We start from the raw sequence: 15,867 nt of genomic DNA on the forward strand, positions 1-15,867 counted from the left end.
CAACTGCCGGTCGTCGCTGCCGGGCTCTGCGACCCCTACTACTGGTTTGCAGGACTTGGATTGCTCTAGGCAGCTAATCCGAATACGCGCTCGCTCTCGAACTGTCGAGCCTCAGTGATAGCAGTTGTCACTTCTAGGCCGCGGTCCGGGAGGAAGATGGCGTGCTTTTCATCGCCACCCTGCTCGCTTGTGCGCTGATCCTGTACGCGCGTAAAAAATGAGGTCACAGGCTCAGGAGCACTGAGTGCAGCCTCCAGCCGACGATGGAAGCGTTGACCGTCTGGTGGGCTGAGTACGGCGCCACCGTCCGGCCAAGTCCGCCTCACGGGGACGCAAGGCAAAGGAAAAAGTAAGGGACTCGAACCGGAGAACCGCGAAGTTCGATTGCTTTATATAAAAACGGTCTGGGCCGTCAATTAGCCAGAGCGCTCCCTAGTCGGTGTTTTGGAGCTGCCGCCCGCCTCCAATTCCCCAGCGCAGCCGAAGGTTATTCGGAGGCGGCGTAATTGACAATGCTTTTCAAAGAACGCTGCAATTACAGCGATCTCGCATTTTTTCGCAAAGTCAATGGGGGTGCTTTTGGCATGCAGTTCGGGCGCTCAGAGGGCATTCGGAGAACTGTAAGTGGAACTCCGGACACAGTCAGGGCACAATCTCATCCGGCCCGAGATTAAAACCTCGAAAAAAAGACCGGCCCCCAGTCTGAACACTGGGAAGCCGGCCTTTCGGCCCTCTGGTGTGACCTGAGGGGAGATGACGGTTCGGAGAACCGACGGTTAAGCGCGTCAATCTTCGCATCTTCACTCTCCTGAGTCACGGTATTACTGTTTTGACAAAGGATGAACCATGGTTATTCATGTGGTTTGGGTAGCGAAGTACGCCGGTCCATACCGGCCGGGAGTCGCCGAAATCGGCGTCGTAGATAGCTTTGGCGGCCTTTCGCGCTGCTCTGAGTGCGAAGCGATCCAGCGGATTCGTAGCGGTATCCGCTACGTCGTTGGGGTCAATGGCAAGCTCGCTGAAGTGGTTGTGGCACCTGCCACGGACTACTTTGGTGAACATCTGTGCACCGTCCTGGATGGCACGTCGTGCCGGCTGCTGTGGCAGCTGGCCGAACTGCCGCGAACGCTGCACTGAAAACAGCACCCAGTTTTGGCCCCGTTTCGGTAACTCGAAACGGGGCCTTTTTTATGGCGCATTTTTGAAATTGATTTCACCATTCGCTTTTCATCAATTAAACCAAAATGAAAAGCAAAATCAGATCGCTTTAATAAAGAGTGTCGAAATCAGCGCGCCGAAAACTCGCTCGAACCGAAGTTCGTTTCGTTCATCGAATCGTGAACCGAAACTCAGATCGATGGCGATCAACGGAACATAAATTATGTTTTGGCGCACCGTCATCGTTTCGTTGACTTCAACTTTCCGTTGATATTCAACACATGACTACCATTGTCAGCATCGGTAGCCCTCGCCAATTGACACTGCTTGAAAGTGTCGACCTGTTTTGTATTCCCGAATAGAGCGCGCGTTTGGATGACGCTGCGCAGCGCACAAGGTGCGCAGCTGCGCCGGCGCGAGAGCATGGCTCACCGGCCTCAGATAGAGCGGCAGCGTCTGGTGCCGCAGAATCACGCCACCTTGAACTGAGCTGGCTTGCGATGGCACTGCGAACGAACTACGTCCTGATCGATTTTGAGAACGTCCAACCGGAGGCCATGTCGATGCTCGATCACGAACACTTCAAGGTCCTGGTGTTCGTAGGGGCCACCCAGAACAAGATCCCGTTCGAGATCGCCAACGCGCTGCAGCGCATGGGCAGCAAGGCCGAGTACGTGAAGATCGCGGGCAACGGCTCGAACGCCTTGGATTTCCACATCGCCCTCTACATCGGGCAGCTGGCGGCCGCCGATCCCACGGCGTACTTCCACATCATTTCGAAGGACACCGGTTTCGATCCCTTGATCCAGCACCTCAAGGACAAGAAGGTGTTCGCGGCCCGCTCGAAGGATGTGGCAGACATCCCGCTCTTCAAGGTCTCGAACTCGCGATCGCTCGAGGAAAAGCTGACGGTCGTCATGGCCAAGCTGCAGCAGCTGGGCTTATCCAAGCCGCGAACGGTCAAGACCTTCTCGAGCACGATTTCGTCGCTCTTCCAGAAGCAGCTGGCCGAGGAGGAAATCTCAGCCATCGTGGCGGCGTTCCAGGCACAAGGCTGGGCGACGATCACCGCCAACAAGGTGGCGTATTCCCTGCCTCAAGCCTGAGTTCAGGCCGCCGCCTGGTGCCGTCGGCTGTTTGCAATCAGTGCAATCCGCAGCGCGTCGGCCTCGACGTCCTGCGCGTGCCGTCAGCGCCGCGGTTCGGGAATCCCCATGGCGGCCGCGTTCGGCACCACGAGGACTGAGGCGCGTTGCTGATCTACAGGGGCCCCGACCGCTGGGGCCGGTGTCGACTGCGGGGTCAGCGACCTTACGAGACTCATCTCAGGGGTGATGTAGACACTCTCGGTCGCAGTCACCTCGGACGTCACCAGGTCATCGTCTGGAAGGAAAGACCGGCCGTACCCAAGGCCGATGATGGAATACCGGTGGCTGTTGTCGCCCTTGCTGTGCCGGAAATCTCTCTCTGGCGAGACCATGACGAGCTGCAGGGCTGCAAGCATGCCGAGTGCAGTCGAAATGTCTTCGCGGCGAATCGCGGTCCAGCGCTCGATCGTCGTATAGCCCACGGCGGCCGTGTTGAGGCTGCGATCGCGCAGATGCATGAGCAGCAGATACGCCTTCAGTGCGTTCAAAGTGACGCGGTTTCGAGGGATCTTCTTGAACTTCAGCGTCCCATCGCGCTTCAGCAGCCAGCCATGCGGCAGCATGCACCAGCCGCCAGGTACCTCCAGTCCCAGCAGCTTGTAGCTGTTCGCACGACCACTGCGCTCAATCTCGATGGCTGCAAACGCTTCGAGCAGCATCAGTGCGCTCGAAATCGAACTCTTGGCCAGGCCTGTCATGTTGCGCAGTTCTTCGAAGGTGGCAGCAACGCTGGCGCCGCGCTTCTCTGCCCCATCAAACGCCTGGTCCTTTTGGGATTGATTCAAGCGGATCGCCAAGGCGATCAGGACCAGGATCGCAGCTATGGCACTGCCCGCATGGCGGGCCCACAACAACTCCGTCAACACCGACCGCTGCGGGCTCCCGTCGGCGGAGACCGGCGGTTTGAGCCACTGCGTCGGGAATTTCGCCCATTGCATCTTGGCCATTATTTTTTCCACAACGTCAGCAGCGCCATGAACACCACGACGAAAGCACCAAGCGTTATCAGCGCCACTACTACCAGCGGACTGTTCTGCAACGTTGCTACCAACGCGGGGACTTCTTTGATGATTCCAACAACATCTTTCATCGTGTTCTCCGTGAGAAACCAAACTTGATGGTCGGAATTTCGCAGAAGCCGGACGACTGTTCTAGAAGGAGTGCCAGGCACCACCTCCTATGATGTGGGTGAAATCCCTTTAATTACAACAGACTAGATCGGGTGTGACCAGTTTTCCTGATTCCTCGACTGGTTCACTTCTCTCTGATCGTGTAGTCGTCTTCGAGGGGGAAATCACAGAAATCGGGGCCAATCAGTTCACTTATTTTCCCCGATCCTGCCAAAACAGGCCATGGCGACCTGTTTCAGGCCCTCGCGATCGGCAGATCCGCCCAGCTGGTCGTGTAGTTCGGCGTCTTGTGCTCCTGGCGCATCGACCAGCGCCGCGCATCGCCGGCGAGGCCTGCGCTGTCTCGTCACCATCCCCTGTCTGTTCGTGCAGCTCGCTGATTGCAGTTCGCGCAAGGTCGGAATCGCTTGAGACCCCGCGCACAGGTACTTGCAAATCAACTCAACCCGCCTTGAGGAGCCACGACATGGAACACCTTTCCACCATCACGTTCGCCGTTCGCAAGGCGCTTTCAGCCCAAGGCGAATCCCTTCCCACGGGCCACACCCAGCAGCTCATCGCGGCGACGTTGGGGCACAACAACCTTGCGTCCTATCAGGCGTCAGGCGAAGACGCAGTGCTCCCGGAGGCCAAGTCCATCGCCTTCGACCATGTGCTTCTTGCCGCACGGGCCGCGGAACTCGGTCACGATGGCAGCGTCCTGGCCAGCGTATTGAAGAAGGTCCTGCAGGAGCTTTTCCCCGAGCTCGAAGTGCACAAAAGCGCCTCGTCCTTGGTGGATGAGTGGCATCAACACTGCGAGACCTCCATCGTCAACGACGAACGCGTGATTTCCCAAACCGCGATGACGAACGGGACGTTTCCGCAGGCTGAAGACATTCAACTGCCTTGGTGGGAGGGGTTCGGCCCCAACGATGGCGATTTGACCTATCAGCACGACGGCCTGGTGACGGTCGACCAGGACGAAGACCGCGTTTACTACGGAGATGAAATCGATGTGCGCGCGCAGATCACCGTCGAACGCCTCGGAAGGCGGATGTTTGGTGGTTGCCAGGTCGACGTGGAGTGGGCGAAGCTGCAGTGGTTCGGGGAGAAAAACGAGACGCCCTTCCCGTCCGAGTGAATCCAGCGGGGCCAGGGCGAGTCATGCTCGCGCAATCGGCAGACCCGCCCAGTTGGTCGTATAGGCAGGCGTCTTGTGCTCCTGACGCATCGACCCAGTGAGAGTTCGGCAAGGCACAGTCCGTCATCTCGGCGCGTCCGCAGACATCGCGCATCCGACTCTCAGCTGGGCAGGGGACTAAAGGTCAGCTTCGGCAACGAGTTGCGTGACCGAGACGCCTATGGCCTTGGCCACCTGAACGGTGGTCATCACTCCAGGGTTTTGCTCCCCCCGTTCGATGCTGCTCATGTATGAGCGATCAATTTGACATAAATGCGCAACTTCTTCTTGCGAACTCCCACGCTGCTCCCCTGTGACATGTCGAAGCGCTTTCGCTGCCGGCCGCCGATGACGCGAGCCAGTTCTGGCGCCGCTTTATCACGACTCGTCCTGCAGAGGTTTTGTTCATTCTCTCCAGCACAACATGGGCAACAACGAGGCTGCACGTGGTCCTACCCGCCCACATGGTCAAACTAGATACTAGATACGCCCAAGTTCGGTAAGCGTCCGGCTAATCCGTCTGGACTTGGTTAGGTCGAAGGCTCAGCCGGATGTTGAGCGCGACAAGTTCCGCCACTGGCTTTCGCCACGCTCGCCTCTGGGATACTAAGAGTATGTCAATGAAGAATCGTCGCCGCTTCATGTGGGGCGTGTTCAACGCCGTGTGATCTACCACTCTCCGATGAGTGCCGGTGCCGCTGGCACTCTTCTATTGACGTTTTCTCCATCGCACCATGGTCCAGCGCGTGACTTTAGATATCCAATGGTTGGCCATCCATCCTCTTGATGGCTCAAAGCAAAACGCCTTTGAGGAACTAGTCACTCAGTTGGCCCGCGCAGCGCGGCCGTCTGGCTCGGCCTTCCACCGAAAAGGCCGGCCCGATGCCGGCGTCGAGGCCTTCGCGATCCTTGCTGACGGCAGCGAATGGGCGTGGCAGGCCAAGTACTTTGGTGCCATGGGAAATGACCAATGGCGGCAGATCGACGAGTCCATTAAAGCTGCGCTTGCTGGACACCCGCAGCTTCGGCGCTATTTTGTATGTGTTCCGCTGGATCTGCCCGACGGCCGAGTCAAGAATGCCAAGTCCGCTGCAGATCAATGGAAAGCGCGGGTCATGAAATGGACCGGATGGGCCCACACCGCGGGCATGACGGTCGAGTTCGTTTGGCAAGGCGCGCACGAGATGGTGGTTGACTTGGTCAAGCCTCAGCACGATGGCCTGCTTCATTGTTTCTTCGGCACGCGGATGCTCGACCAAACGTGGTTCCAGGCCCGCTGGGCCGAAGCCCACCACGCTGCAGGCCCACGGTACAGCCCCGAACTCAATGTCGAGTTGCCGCTGAGCGCGGCATTCGACGCACTAGGTCGCACGCCCGCGTTCTTCCGGGGCATCCAGTCCAACGCGGCCCGGATCCGAACGCGGCTGCGCGAGCAGCCGTTTGCAATGCCGGCTGATGCCATGGCCGCCTTGCAGGTGCCAATCAAAACGGCACGGTCGGCCTGCGAAGCCGTGCTTCACGCCTTCGCGACCATTCCCGAAGATCCTGTCTCCCCCGCCCCCCTGGACGCACCACTAAGTGCCCTCCGAACCGCCGTAACCTGCGTGGACGCGGTGCGATCGCAGTTTCGCCAACATCTCGCGCAGACGCGGCGCAGGGCCATGCGAAGCTCAACACCGAATGATTGGGAGCACACGCACGACGACGCGGGCCACGGCCGCCTGGTGCGCGAGCTCCTTGCTGATCTCGGAGACGCCTACGACCACCTGGAGGCTTTCAGGGCGACGGTGTCGTGCCCGCTCTTGGTCTTGACCGGCAAGGCTGGCTCGGGCAAGACCCATCTGCTGTGCGACCTCGCGCAGCAAAGACTCAAGGCCGGGCAGCCCACCATCGTGCTTATGGGCCAGCGCTTCCTGGACGTTCAAGACCCATGGGCCCAGGTACTCCAGCAACTCGACCTGGCGAACTGGAGTGTCGGGCAATTCATTAAGACGCTCGAGGTCGCGGCCCAGCGTGCGAACAGCCGCGTACTGTTCATCGTGGACGCCATCAACGAGGGCGCTGGGCGGCGCCTGTGGCAGCCGCATTTTCCCGCCTTTCTGGCGCGGCTCAGGGCGTCCGCTTGGATCAACACGATCGTGTCGGTGCGCACCGCGTATGAGCAGGACTGCCTACCCACCAACAGCACGCGCGATGCCGTGCGGCTGACTCACACCGGCTTCGAGGGCGTGGGCTTTGACGCGGTGCGTGCGTTCTTCAATTATTACGGCATCGAGTTGCCGTCGAGTCCGGTGCTGGCTCCAGAGTTCAGCAACCCGCTGTATCTGAAGACACTGTGCCGCGGTTTGCAGGCATCCGGGCAGGCGCGTCTGCCACGCGGCTTCATGGGAGTGGTGCAAACCTTTGAGCAATTGGTGAGCGGCATCAACCGTCAGGCGGCGTTCGACCTAGACTTCGACGGTCGGCGCGACCTGGTGGGCGACGCGCTTAAGGCGCTTGCCGCACGCATGGTGGATCAAGCCAACGCTTGGCTGGGCTACGACGAGGCCGGGGACGTCGTGAATTCCTTTCTGCCTGGCAAGGCTCACTCTCAAAGCCTCTATTTGCGGCTTTTCTCAGAGGGGCTGCTGATCGAAGAACGGATACCTGGACGCACTCCCAACAACTCCGAGATGGTCGTGCAGTTCGCCTATGAGAGGTTTTTCGATTTCCTGTGCGTGCAGACGCTGCTGGATCGTCATCTGAACCCAGCCAATCCGAAGCCGACCTTTGCGCAAGGACAGCCGCTGAGTCTGAACGCGTTGCGGAGCACTTGGTACCGGCCCGGGTTTCATGAGGCCCTGCATATCCTGGTCGCCGAGCGCACCGGCCAAGAATTGATCGATCTGGTGCCCGGCCTGGCGGACATGCACAACACCGCGTACAGTTTTCTCACTAGTCTAGTCTGGAGGGCCCCTTCCGCGGTGACTGAAGACGCCATACGCCGCGTGGATCTGATGCGCACGACGCACTCCCAGGACGTCGCAGAAACACTGCTGACGCTGGCCACGATCCCCGACCATCCCCTGAACGCCGAATTCACGGATGGCTTGCTGCGCTCCAGCAGCATGGCCGACCGAGACGCTTGGTGGACCATCGGCATTCAGCCGCTCTGGGATATACAGAGTGCAGTGGACCGGCTGCTGATCTGGACCGATCAGCTCTGGCCCCACACCCAGGTTGATGAGCGCACGGCGCGGCTGACCGCGACCATTCTTTCCTGGCTATTGACATCCTCGAACCGATTTTTGCGCGACCATGGCACCAAGGCCCTGGTGCGGGTTCTGACTTGGCGGCCTGAGGCCATAGAGCATCTGGTCGACAACTTCTGCAACGTAGACGATGCATACGTTGCAGAGCGCGTGCTCGCGGCCGTCTACGGTGCCGCCATGAGGACCCAGGACGGCCGCGCGATGGAGCGCATTGCCGATAAGGTCCATGCCGAGGTTTTCGCCTCCGGCAGGCCTCGGCCACATGTATTGCTACGTGAGTATGCACAGGGTGTTATCCGGCGTGCGGCGCACCTCCTGCAGCTAACCGACACCTCGCGATGGCCGCAGATCAACCCGCCTTATGCGAGCGATTGGCCGAAGATCCCCAGCCTGGAGGAACTCGACGCAGTTGCACCGGGATGGTCGCATCCAGCTTCGGAAGATGTTTCGCGTGGACATCGCCGCATCCGCAGTTCCGTTATGGACGACGATTTCGGCCGCTACGTGGTGGGAACCAATTCGGCATACACCAAATGGCTCGAGCTCAAGCTGGTAGATCCACCGTGGGAGGCATTCGATGTCCGGGAGGCGCGCGCGCGTGAGATGCTGTCGCTCGACCAGGACGAGACTTGGGAGCAGTACCGGGAAGCCGTGCGTCTGGCGTCAGCCTGCGAGCTAACCCTGCGCTTGCCCTCGGCCGCGTCGGGCTCTGCGGCTCAGACGACTGAAGCGCGAAGAAGGCTCGATGAAGCGAGCCAGCTGCTGGCGGATTTCCGCGAGGTCTTCCTTGAACCGCTGGACGCGGCCACCGCCGAAGCATTCGGAGCGCTCATGGACGCGATCGAAGGAGACAGTACGGAACGTCGCGCGCCCATGTTCGACCTCAGGATCCTGCAGCGCTACATCCTAGGCCGAGTCTTCAGCCTGGGCTGGACTGCCGCGCGTTTCGACGATTTCGATGCGCAGGTGAGCAGCGACGGGCGCAAGCCGAACAAGCCCGAGCGCATCGGGAAAAAGTACCAGTGGATCGCATATCACGAAATTCTGGCCTTCATGGCGGACCGCTTCCAGTACATGGTCGGTTCGATGGGCGAAGAGATCGGCTCTGCCCGGCAGGGCAGCTGGCAGGATGACCTACGAGACATCGACACGTCCAACGTCATGCAGGCGCTGCCCAATGACGGCGAAGCCAGGCACCCAGCCGCGTTCTGGATACCCTGCGCCGTGCAGGAGTGGCACACGGATACCGCCGCGCGAGCTTGGGCGGAAATCACAGACGATGTACCGCAACCCGCGCATATGCTGTTCTCCCACGACGGGCCATCCGGCAGCGACTGGATCAGCATCTATGCCGACCTCCGCTGGCATGCGCCAGCGCATGGAAAACGCGCAGGGGCGGCCAGTGACGACAACGGTGGTCGGGATATCTGGCTGCGTGCGGATGGTGCGCTGGTGCGTCGACAGGACCTCCCAAAGCTCCAGCGCAGCAGCACGCTGCTCAGGCTTGTGGAGCGCGGCGCACACGATGGCTCACTTCGCGAGATTTTCCTTGGTGAGGTCGGCTGGTCGGCAGCGTCGGACCATTTCGATGATCCGTATTACGCGCATCTCGGATGGGCCGGCGACCTCGATCCGGAAACCCTCCGCGCTACTGCCGTCTCACAAGGCTACATGCGCGAACGCGGATCCCATGATTGTTCCGTTACGGGGGAGTCGATTTCCTGGCGCATTCCGACCGCAGCTCTGCTTGAGATGCTGCAGGCGCACTGGAGCGGCGTCGCGGCCACCTATGTCGATCAACAGGGCACCGTGATGGCGTTCGACCCGTCCGCGAACGTACCGGGCCCCTCGACGCTGCTGGTTCGCCGGCACATCCTGGAAGCGTTCATGCGGTCCCATGACTTGGTGCTGTGCTGGCTTATCCACGGCGAGAAAAAGGACGCAAGTGGCTCGCCCGGCTACGCCATCAATGCCCAGCGATCGTTCCATGGGCTCTTTTGCTGGGACGGCATGACTATGACCGGGCGGTACAGCTTCGACTCAGTCGAATGAGCATTCGGTAGCAACTCCGTAAGCAATGGGATGGACGCCCCTTTCGGTTCAAGTGGTTCGTGACACTTCCACTTTGGCACGTTGATGCCGCGACGGGTGGGGGCGTCCATCCCATTGCTTACGCCGGTCACGCACGCCTGCCGCTCAATCGGCCGATGCGATTTCAGCGTCACCACCACGCCGCCCAGGCGCAGCGCATCGTGCTGGCGGCCACGCTCGGTCAGGTCGGCGGGCACCTCCCATAGCCCCTCGGCCACGCGCTCCACGATATCGGCGCGGCGCAAGGCTTCCAGTCGGTGGGCGTGGGCCGCTACAACCTCCTGCGGATCCCGGCCGGGCATGGCCTGACCCTACGCCACGGCCAGGTGATGGCCGGTGCGGGACAGGCCATTGCTCGCCAGTGCCGCGATGTTGCGGTCGGCCGCGCACGTCGGCCGGAAGGTACGGTCCAGCCGGCCCGCATGGCCGCGCAGTGGACTTGCGCGTTCACGAAGCTCGTGGGCCACGGCAACCGGATCTCGTCGGGCGCAGGCAGGTATACGGCGCGTTCGCAGCCGTAGCGTATGACCGCGACGCATCCTGCGCCCTCCCCGCCTGCGGACCTTCAACATGCCCAGCGCGAACGCCGGCTCCGACGCCACCACCGCGTGCCCCGCGCTCGAACTGCGCGCACAGCGCAGAACAGCGCAACGCATGCCACCGCCTTCCGCACGCCTGACGCGCCCCGCGCAGCGTGAACACCACAGAGAGATCCGAGACTGGCTGGACCTGGATCGCCTCGATCACGTGCAGCACGGTCGCATCGAACAGCAGAAAGCCCCTGCCTTCACTTCGACCACCTTGGCGCCATAGCGGTAGGTGACCACCCCGGACGGGAAGTACAGGAGCCTCAGGCCGGGGTACTGGAAGGTCACGCAGGAATCGGTGTGCATTCCCACTCTCGTTTGACCTAATTACCCATCGAGTGCTGACCCACATCTGAGTGCCAATGCGCTAGGCCGCAGGCGTGCGCTTTGTAAGCGGCTGAGCAAGTCACGTTGACGCAGTTGCCGAGTGAACCCCGATGGCGCCTAGTCTGCTGGTGGCTGAGAGACCGACGTACCGCCTCGATGGGGAAACGGTACGTAACCATGCGTCGGGGCAGGAAGCCGCTCAATGCACTCGATGGAACACGCATTGACCAACAGCGGAAGAACGTCAGTGGCAACGTTAAGCGACAGCCATCGCTGATGAACCGCACTTCGACTCTCAAGAAGGCCGTTGCAAATGCTGCATCGCGCTGGAATCAGAGCAACGACCACTGGGTCTAGCTCAGGGAAAGGTGCCCGGTACTTGTAATTTCCATAGAGCGCTCGCGTGCTGACAGTGCTTGATTTCAGGCGGAGGCACCGCGTTATCTCGTATGGGAACCAGTGCAACCCGTACGAGGTGTAGGGGACGAACTGTTCCAGACTTTCCATCTCTCCGATTTCAGGCGGAATGCGGAGTAGGCTGCTGCGATATAGATTGAGCTTCTTGACGTGCTTCAGCTTGGCGATCGATGGGGGCAATGTGACGACCTGCTCCCACAGCTCAGCACCGAGAATCTCTTTGGGGGAGAACGTTTCCCTGCGATCGCGAGCCGCTTCTTCGACCAATTCCAACAGCGCGAGCCATCCGGGCAAGGTAGTGTCTTGAGACTCGAGATGAAGTTGCGTTTCTGGCCAGGGCGGTTGGCGCCCCTCCTCGATTGCATCGTAAATCGCGTCCCATGCCTCATCGGAGGGGTACATCTCGCATGAATGAATGGTCAACACGTTCTCCCGTAGCCGCTCTACGCGCTGCCATCGTATTCTCGTCCATCCGCCGCTGACGAAGACACGCGGCGGCACCTGCTAACCACGGCTCAGCCACGCCGCAGAGACCGGTCAGTATGAGGCTCCGATGATCCAGTTCAGCCGATGGCCCAGCGATGTGGCAGCAGTTCGTGGATGTCGCGAGCCCGGTGGGTCGGCAATCGAGTCAGGACGTCCTTCAGATAGGTGTACGGATCGTGCCCATTGAGCTTGGCCGAGTGGATCAAGCTCATGACGGCGGCGGCTCGTTTACCGCAGCATCACCCGGGCTCAGATAGGGAAGAAGATACCGAAGTGTTTCAGGGCAAGCATCTTGCGAGGCGATGGCAAGTTCAGCAAGAAGCGCCGCCTGTCGGGGCCCGCGCAAGATCCGTTCGCGCGGCCAAACCTCATCGAGAAGAGGGCGGATGCAGTCGCGTCAAGCCTCTGCCGAGTTTGGCAAGATCTACATTCGAGGTGCCCGCCCTGTGCAACAAGTTCGGTACCGTATTGGTATCGGACGAATTCAAGTGTCTGATCATCACCAAGGAGAACGCTCTTCACCATTCAAAAACCATTGCCACCACCCGCTGGGTACGTCAGTTGGCTCGACTATGCTGTCGAACAATTCGACACCCGGCAGCCTTGGCTTGAGAGTCATTGGGCAACCTGGACCGATGAAACCGCAGTCGAATTGGATCGCGACGAGATCCGAGAGTCAGCACGCCTAGAACTGCGCGCCCTGCGCAAGGCAGCGGGAATCGGCCCTTAGACCCGGACCACTGGTGTGCGTGAGTGTGATTGGTGCTCTCGGTATAGGCCGCTATAATTAGTTCACCACTCCTCCCTTGTGGCGTGATTAAGTTGACCTCTACTTGGGAAAAAAGAACCGCCTTCGGGCGGTTTTTTTATGCGCTTCCAGACTTGTCTCCAAGGTAAACGTCCGGCGATCTCTTCTTGACGGAGGGCACAATCAACTTCTTTCCAAGGAAGTCGCATGCCTCATCTCAAGAAGCTGAGCAACGAATCCTCTGGAGCGCTTCGAACCTTCAGCTTTTGGGTCGCCAATGGTTCCATCGGTAACCCGCTTCTCGAAGGGATCGACTATTGGGACGCGCTGCGTGAATCGCCAAGCCTCATAGAGGAGGCGTACGCAATCTTCGTGAACGTCCTCGAGTTCGACGAGGCGGGTGTGCCAATCAACGCCGAGTTCCGCGCCGCGCAGGCGATTCGCCGTTGGTGTGATCCATCCTACGAAGTCGTGCCGCCGCTCGAGGCTTGGGAGACCGCCTTGTACGGGCTACCTCCACGGAACGACGTCAAGCCGTGGCCACCGGGCGTTCAACGAGGATGACTGGCTTCCAATGATGCATTAGGAGGTCGCCGATGCGGTTGGCAGGTATCCACCTAAATCCCTAGTGGACACCATTGTCATAGACATCGGGGCCAAGCTCAAGACGGGATCACCGCACGCTTACGAACTTGGTCACGGCGAAGATCATGTAATTGAAATTGAGCGGAGCAGCGATACCTGTTACATGCTCAAGCGGTCAACGTTCTCGACTACTGAGAAATCCCACAGACAGTCGGAACTACATGCTCTCAAGTGGGTGCCTAGGGATAGGTAACTTTGGGCCTTGACGGTGTTCTCAGGCCGAACTGCATACGGCTGGCTTCAGCGATAAGCGAGTCCAATGCCCACCATGCAGCGGCTCGAAACGGCTGGTCGCTGGTCTCTACGAATGCCTCAACCATCCCGTCCCAAGCCTCCCGAGCGTCAGCCCACCGAGCAGCAGCGAGGTGCTTGCTCACCTCAACCCACAGCAATTTCAGCGGGCGTAGGTGATTGTTGATTTCGTCGTCACGTGCAAGCAGCCCCAGCACTCGGATTGTCATCTCGCCTCGCGGGTCACGACCCACCACCGTCCACCTCCAAGTGCGCTGCGGCTTTGTCCGGTCGACAGGCATCCATTCCAAATGGTCAAGTGGTTCATCGACTCGGGGATCCACCAGAAGTCGCCGCTCAGCTGCAATCTCGTAGTGGACTACTGGAATCAGGTTGGCGATAGGACGGTTCGGTGAAACGACGCGTTGTGAGTTCAGCTCGATGGGAAAGCGGCTTCCTTTTCTACCGGTTTTATTGCAGTCATCGCACGTGAAATAGAGGTTGCTCCAAGTCCAGGTCAGCCACCAATAGTGGGTGTTTACCCCGTTCCAAGCTCCGTTGATGAAATCATCTGCGCCTTTTTTGGGACGAAAGTGTTCAACAGGCCTCTTGAAAGCATCTTCCTTTTTCTCGCAAAAGGCACATTTGCCGTGCTGTCGAGCATAGAGCTGCTCACGGGCGACTCGATAGCCGCCGTCAAGAAGGGAAGTCAGCAACTCGTGGCCAGGACCGTGGGTGTTGAAAGCCTGGACCGCAGCCGGCAATCGCGCATCGCGCTGGACTTTCAACTCAGGGGGTTCATCACCGAGTTCAAGCCGAATCATCTTTAGCCTCACTGGCGACGGGCTTGACCAGATTGGTGACTTCCGCATCGTTGAGTTCGTCGCGCAGAACCTTCATCGTGTGCTCTTGGTGCTCAGTGCGATGGGGATTGGTAGCCAATGCCGTATAGCTGCGGACTTTGTCACCGTGCTCGTTCAATGTCAGGCGTTCCACTCCGAAGTACTCGCGATACATCTCGGTTCCGGTCATCGCTCGCGGGTCAGGCTGCGTGTAGAGATCCGCTTGTTTGTCCACTGGATCCCATTCTCCCGTTACCGCGTCCGGGGTGATCTGACGGACATGGCCCGTCTTGGGATCGGCTTGCAGTCGAATTACCTCTTCCGGCGCGAGCGTGGCGAGCACCACGGGGCTATGGGTGGTCGCCACGAACTGCAACTTAGGGAACGTCTGGCGAAGCGCAGGGATCAAGCTGGCCTGCCACCGGGGGTGAAGGTAAAGATCGATTTCATCGATGAGAACTAGACCTTCGAAGTCCTTGGGCTCAATCGATGTATTTTTTGCCTCTAGGAGAATGTGGCCCACGAGGTCCGCAATCCAAGCGATCGTGGACTGGTATCCGTGGGCAAGCGCTACCGCTGGGATCTTCACCGAATCTTTGCCCATCGTCTGCTGAAATCGATTGCGTTCTAGCAGGTCCGTAGCCTTTGAAACCCCGCCGAAGCCTCTGAGCTCTAAGTCGCTGATATCTTCTGGCAGAACGCCGGTGCTGATGATGGCGCGCTTGAGCATAGTGGAGTAAGCGCGGGCTTTGGCTTGCCGCGAGCCATAGTGGCTGATAAAGCTGGTGCTAGCCAAGGGGTACCCGGAATCGAACAGCGGCTTCATTCTGTCAACTGACGGGCGTGTGAGATCGGGCGTCCGCCCCGAGCCCGGGAGCGTACGTTGGATCCCGTACCCGATAACGAACCATAAGGGTGCCTCCGCAGCCCTTGCCTCATCAAGAGGATCGGGCGCACCCGCTAAAGGTTCTGCCGCATCGCCATACCATGCGTCGGCACGAAGGGAGGTCTCTTTCGGCTTGAGTCGAACTCGCGAAGACAGTTTGGTTGAGGGGGAAAGCGAGCCGTTGTGAAGGGGGTGCAGTTTTGGATCTGCCAGGGAGCTCTTCGTGAACTCGAAATGCGCGGATATCTCAAGTGCGCCCTTTTGGCGTCGATCCACCAGCTGAGCAAAGGTACTGCTCGCGAGGTCATTAACTCGCAACTTACCCGCTGCAGTAAGCGCTATGGCTTGCAAGACTGTGGATTTTCCAGTTCCGTTCTCGCCGATTACGACGGTCCACATTCGCGGAGAGCCATCGCGGTTCGTGAACTGCAAATGCAGATCTTTGAGCCGCTTGAGGTTGGTTGCGTGGAGTGAACGGATATACATGATTTTTGCGAGACTAGGTCTAAGACTTGGGCTCAAAGCCCGATTATCGCCAGCCGAGGGTTTGCCAAGTACACCCAAGATGTCAGCGAAACAGCCGTCGACGAAGGCTCTCGCTTGCAATTATCAATTCCCTCTGGGCTGCTGACGCGCTTCAATCTACGCGAGAGTGGCCGACCCTAGATCCTATGAGGCGCACCAGAGCCTACTTGCGAATCCTCCATGACTTTTGCTGACCCGGGTAGCGGCGCAATGCCGCAGCATGCCTTATTCAT

The 15,867-nt window shown here is 59.5% G+C and carries 12 protein-coding genes and 4 pseudogenes; 5 read left to right on the forward strand and 11 right to left on the reverse strand.

The window, feature by feature from the left end; translation table 11 throughout:
- Nucleotides 1–846 precede the first annotated feature (846 nt).
- Both ACSFCA_RS36000 and ACSFCA_RS36005 read left to right on the forward strand, forming a co-directional pair.
- On the forward strand, nucleotides 847–1,137 hold the full coding sequence (locus tag ACSFCA_RS36000) for a hypothetical protein (RefSeq protein WP_435462946.1): 291 nt from the start codon (nucleotides 847–849) through the stop codon (nucleotides 1,135–1,137).
- Between the two features lie 392 nt (nucleotides 1,138–1,529).
- Entirely contained in the window at nucleotides 1,530–2,264 is a 735-nt protein-coding gene (locus ACSFCA_RS36005; RefSeq protein WP_435462945.1) for a PIN domain-containing protein, read from the forward strand.
- Between the two features lie 83 nt (nucleotides 2,265–2,347).
- Here the strand turns inward: ACSFCA_RS36005 and ACSFCA_RS36010 are convergent, their stop codons facing one another.
- The 3 genes and pseudogenes from ACSFCA_RS36010 to ACSFCA_RS36020 form a co-directional block, all read right to left on the reverse strand.
- Nucleotides 2,348–3,253, reverse strand: coding sequence for a hypothetical protein (locus tag ACSFCA_RS36010; RefSeq protein WP_435462944.1), 906 nt, complete (start codon nucleotides 3,251–3,253; stop codon nucleotides 2,348–2,350).
- Nucleotides 3,253–3,396, reverse strand: coding sequence for a hypothetical protein (locus tag ACSFCA_RS36015; RefSeq protein ID WP_435462943.1), 144 nt, complete (start codon nucleotides 3,394–3,396; stop codon nucleotides 3,253–3,255). Before ACSFCA_RS36015 ends, ACSFCA_RS36010 begins: the two co-directional genes overlap by 1 nt.
- Before the next feature lie 275 nt (nucleotides 3,397–3,671).
- A pseudogene (locus ACSFCA_RS36020) lies at nucleotides 3,672–3,752 on the reverse strand (DUF4113 domain-containing protein); the annotation flags it as partial.
- A 150-nt stretch (nucleotides 3,753–3,902) separates the two neighbouring features.
- On the opposite strand from ACSFCA_RS36020, the gene ACSFCA_RS36025 reads away from it, so the two are divergent.
- A complete protein-coding gene (locus tag ACSFCA_RS36025) occupies nucleotides 3,903–4,559 on the forward strand; it encodes a hypothetical protein (RefSeq protein ID WP_435462942.1) in 657 nt (218 codons plus the stop codon).
- Nucleotides 4,560–4,580: 21 nt separating this feature from the next.
- On the opposite strand, the gene ACSFCA_RS36030 is transcribed toward ACSFCA_RS36025, so the two are convergent.
- Both ACSFCA_RS36030 and ACSFCA_RS36035 read right to left on the reverse strand, forming a co-directional pair.
- Entirely contained in the window at nucleotides 4,581–4,649 is a 69-nt protein-coding gene (locus tag ACSFCA_RS36030; RefSeq protein ID WP_435462947.1) for a DUF4113 domain-containing protein, read from the reverse strand.
- Between the two features lie 87 nt (nucleotides 4,650–4,736).
- Nucleotides 4,737–4,895, reverse strand: a pseudogene (locus ACSFCA_RS36035) (helix-turn-helix domain-containing protein); the annotation flags it as partial.
- Nucleotides 4,896–5,332: 437 nt separating this feature from the next.
- On the opposite strand from ACSFCA_RS36035, the gene avs2 reads away from it, so the two are divergent.
- Nucleotides 5,333–9,901: an AVAST type 2 anti-phage system protein Avs2 gene (gene avs2 / locus ACSFCA_RS36040; protein WP_435462941.1), complete on the forward strand. Its 4,569-nt coding sequence runs from the start codon at nucleotides 5,333–5,335 to the stop codon at nucleotides 9,899–9,901.
- Nucleotides 9,902–10,017: 116 nt separating this feature from the next.
- Here the strand turns inward: avs2 and ACSFCA_RS36045 are convergent.
- The 4 genes and pseudogenes from ACSFCA_RS36045 to ACSFCA_RS36060 all read right to left on the reverse strand — a co-directional run.
- Nucleotides 10,018–10,326: pseudogene (locus ACSFCA_RS36045) on the reverse strand (DUF3363 domain-containing protein); the annotation flags it as partial.
- Nucleotides 10,327–10,683: 357 nt separating this feature from the next.
- Complete coding sequence (locus ACSFCA_RS36050; protein ID WP_435462940.1) at nucleotides 10,684–10,833, reverse strand: hypothetical protein; 150 nt, start codon at nucleotides 10,831–10,833, stop codon at nucleotides 10,684–10,686.
- Between the two features lie 138 nt (nucleotides 10,834–10,971).
- A complete protein-coding gene (locus tag ACSFCA_RS36055) occupies nucleotides 10,972–11,694 on the reverse strand; it encodes a hypothetical protein (protein WP_435462939.1) in 723 nt (240 codons plus the stop codon).
- A 140-nt stretch (nucleotides 11,695–11,834) separates the two neighbouring features.
- Nucleotides 11,835–11,990: pseudogene (locus tag ACSFCA_RS36060) on the reverse strand (transposase domain-containing protein); the annotation flags it as partial.
- 722 nt (nucleotides 11,991–12,712) lie between these two features.
- Between ACSFCA_RS36060 and ACSFCA_RS36065 the strand changes: the two are divergent.
- Complete coding sequence (locus ACSFCA_RS36065) at nucleotides 12,713–13,069, forward strand: DUF7677 family protein (protein WP_435462938.1); 357 nt, start codon at nucleotides 12,713–12,715, stop codon at nucleotides 13,067–13,069.
- 260 nt (nucleotides 13,070–13,329) lie between these two features.
- On the opposite strand, the gene ACSFCA_RS36070 is transcribed toward ACSFCA_RS36065, so the two are convergent.
- Together ACSFCA_RS36070 and ACSFCA_RS36075 are read right to left on the reverse strand one after the other, a co-directional pair.
- Entirely contained in the window at nucleotides 13,330–14,205 is an 876-nt protein-coding gene (locus ACSFCA_RS36070; protein ID WP_435462937.1) for an HNH endonuclease family protein, read from the reverse strand.
- The gene (locus ACSFCA_RS36075; RefSeq protein ID WP_435462936.1) at nucleotides 14,192–15,595 is read right to left on the reverse strand and encodes an AAA family ATPase; all 1,404 of its coding nucleotides are present in this window, start codon (nucleotides 15,593–15,595) and stop codon (nucleotides 14,192–14,194) included. The genes ACSFCA_RS36070 and ACSFCA_RS36075 overlap by 14 nt, the downstream gene beginning before the upstream one ends.
- Nucleotides 15,596–15,867 lie beyond the last annotated feature (272 nt).

It is taken from the genome of Variovorax multivorans, from assembly GCF_051216835.1.
Taxonomy (GTDB): domain Bacteria; phylum Pseudomonadota; class Gammaproteobacteria; order Burkholderiales; family Burkholderiaceae_C; genus Variovorax.

Coding starts and splice junctions, on each gene's coding strand:
- ACSFCA_RS36075 (WP_435462936.1), bottom strand. CDS start 15,595: ATGTATATCCGTTCACTCCACGCAACCAACCTCAAGCGGCTCAAAGAT.
- ACSFCA_RS36015 (WP_435462943.1), bottom strand. CDS start 3,396: ATGAAAGATGTTGTTGGAATCATCAAAGAAGTCCCCGCGTTGGTAGCA.
- ACSFCA_RS36010 (WP_435462944.1), bottom strand. CDS start 3,253: ATGGCCAAGATGCAATGGGCGAAATTCCCGACGCAGTGGCTCAAACCG.
- ACSFCA_RS36025 (WP_435462942.1), top strand. CDS start 3,903: ATGGAACACCTTTCCACCATCACGTTCGCCGTTCGCAAGGCGCTTTCA.
- avs2 (WP_435462941.1), top strand. CDS start 5,333: ATGGTCCAGCGCGTGACTTTAGATATCCAATGGTTGGCCATCCATCCT.
- ACSFCA_RS36070 (WP_435462937.1), bottom strand. CDS start 14,205: ATGATTCGGCTTGAACTCGGTGATGAACCCCCTGAGTTGAAAGTCCAG.
- ACSFCA_RS36000 (WP_435462946.1), top strand. CDS start 847: ATGGTTATTCATGTGGTTTGGGTAGCGAAGTACGCCGGTCCATACCGG.
- ACSFCA_RS36065 (WP_435462938.1), top strand. CDS start 12,713: ATGCCTCATCTCAAGAAGCTGAGCAACGAATCCTCTGGAGCGCTTCGA.
- ACSFCA_RS36050 (WP_435462940.1), bottom strand. CDS start 10,833: ATGCACACCGATTCCTGCGTGACCTTCCAGTACCCCGGCCTGAGGCTC.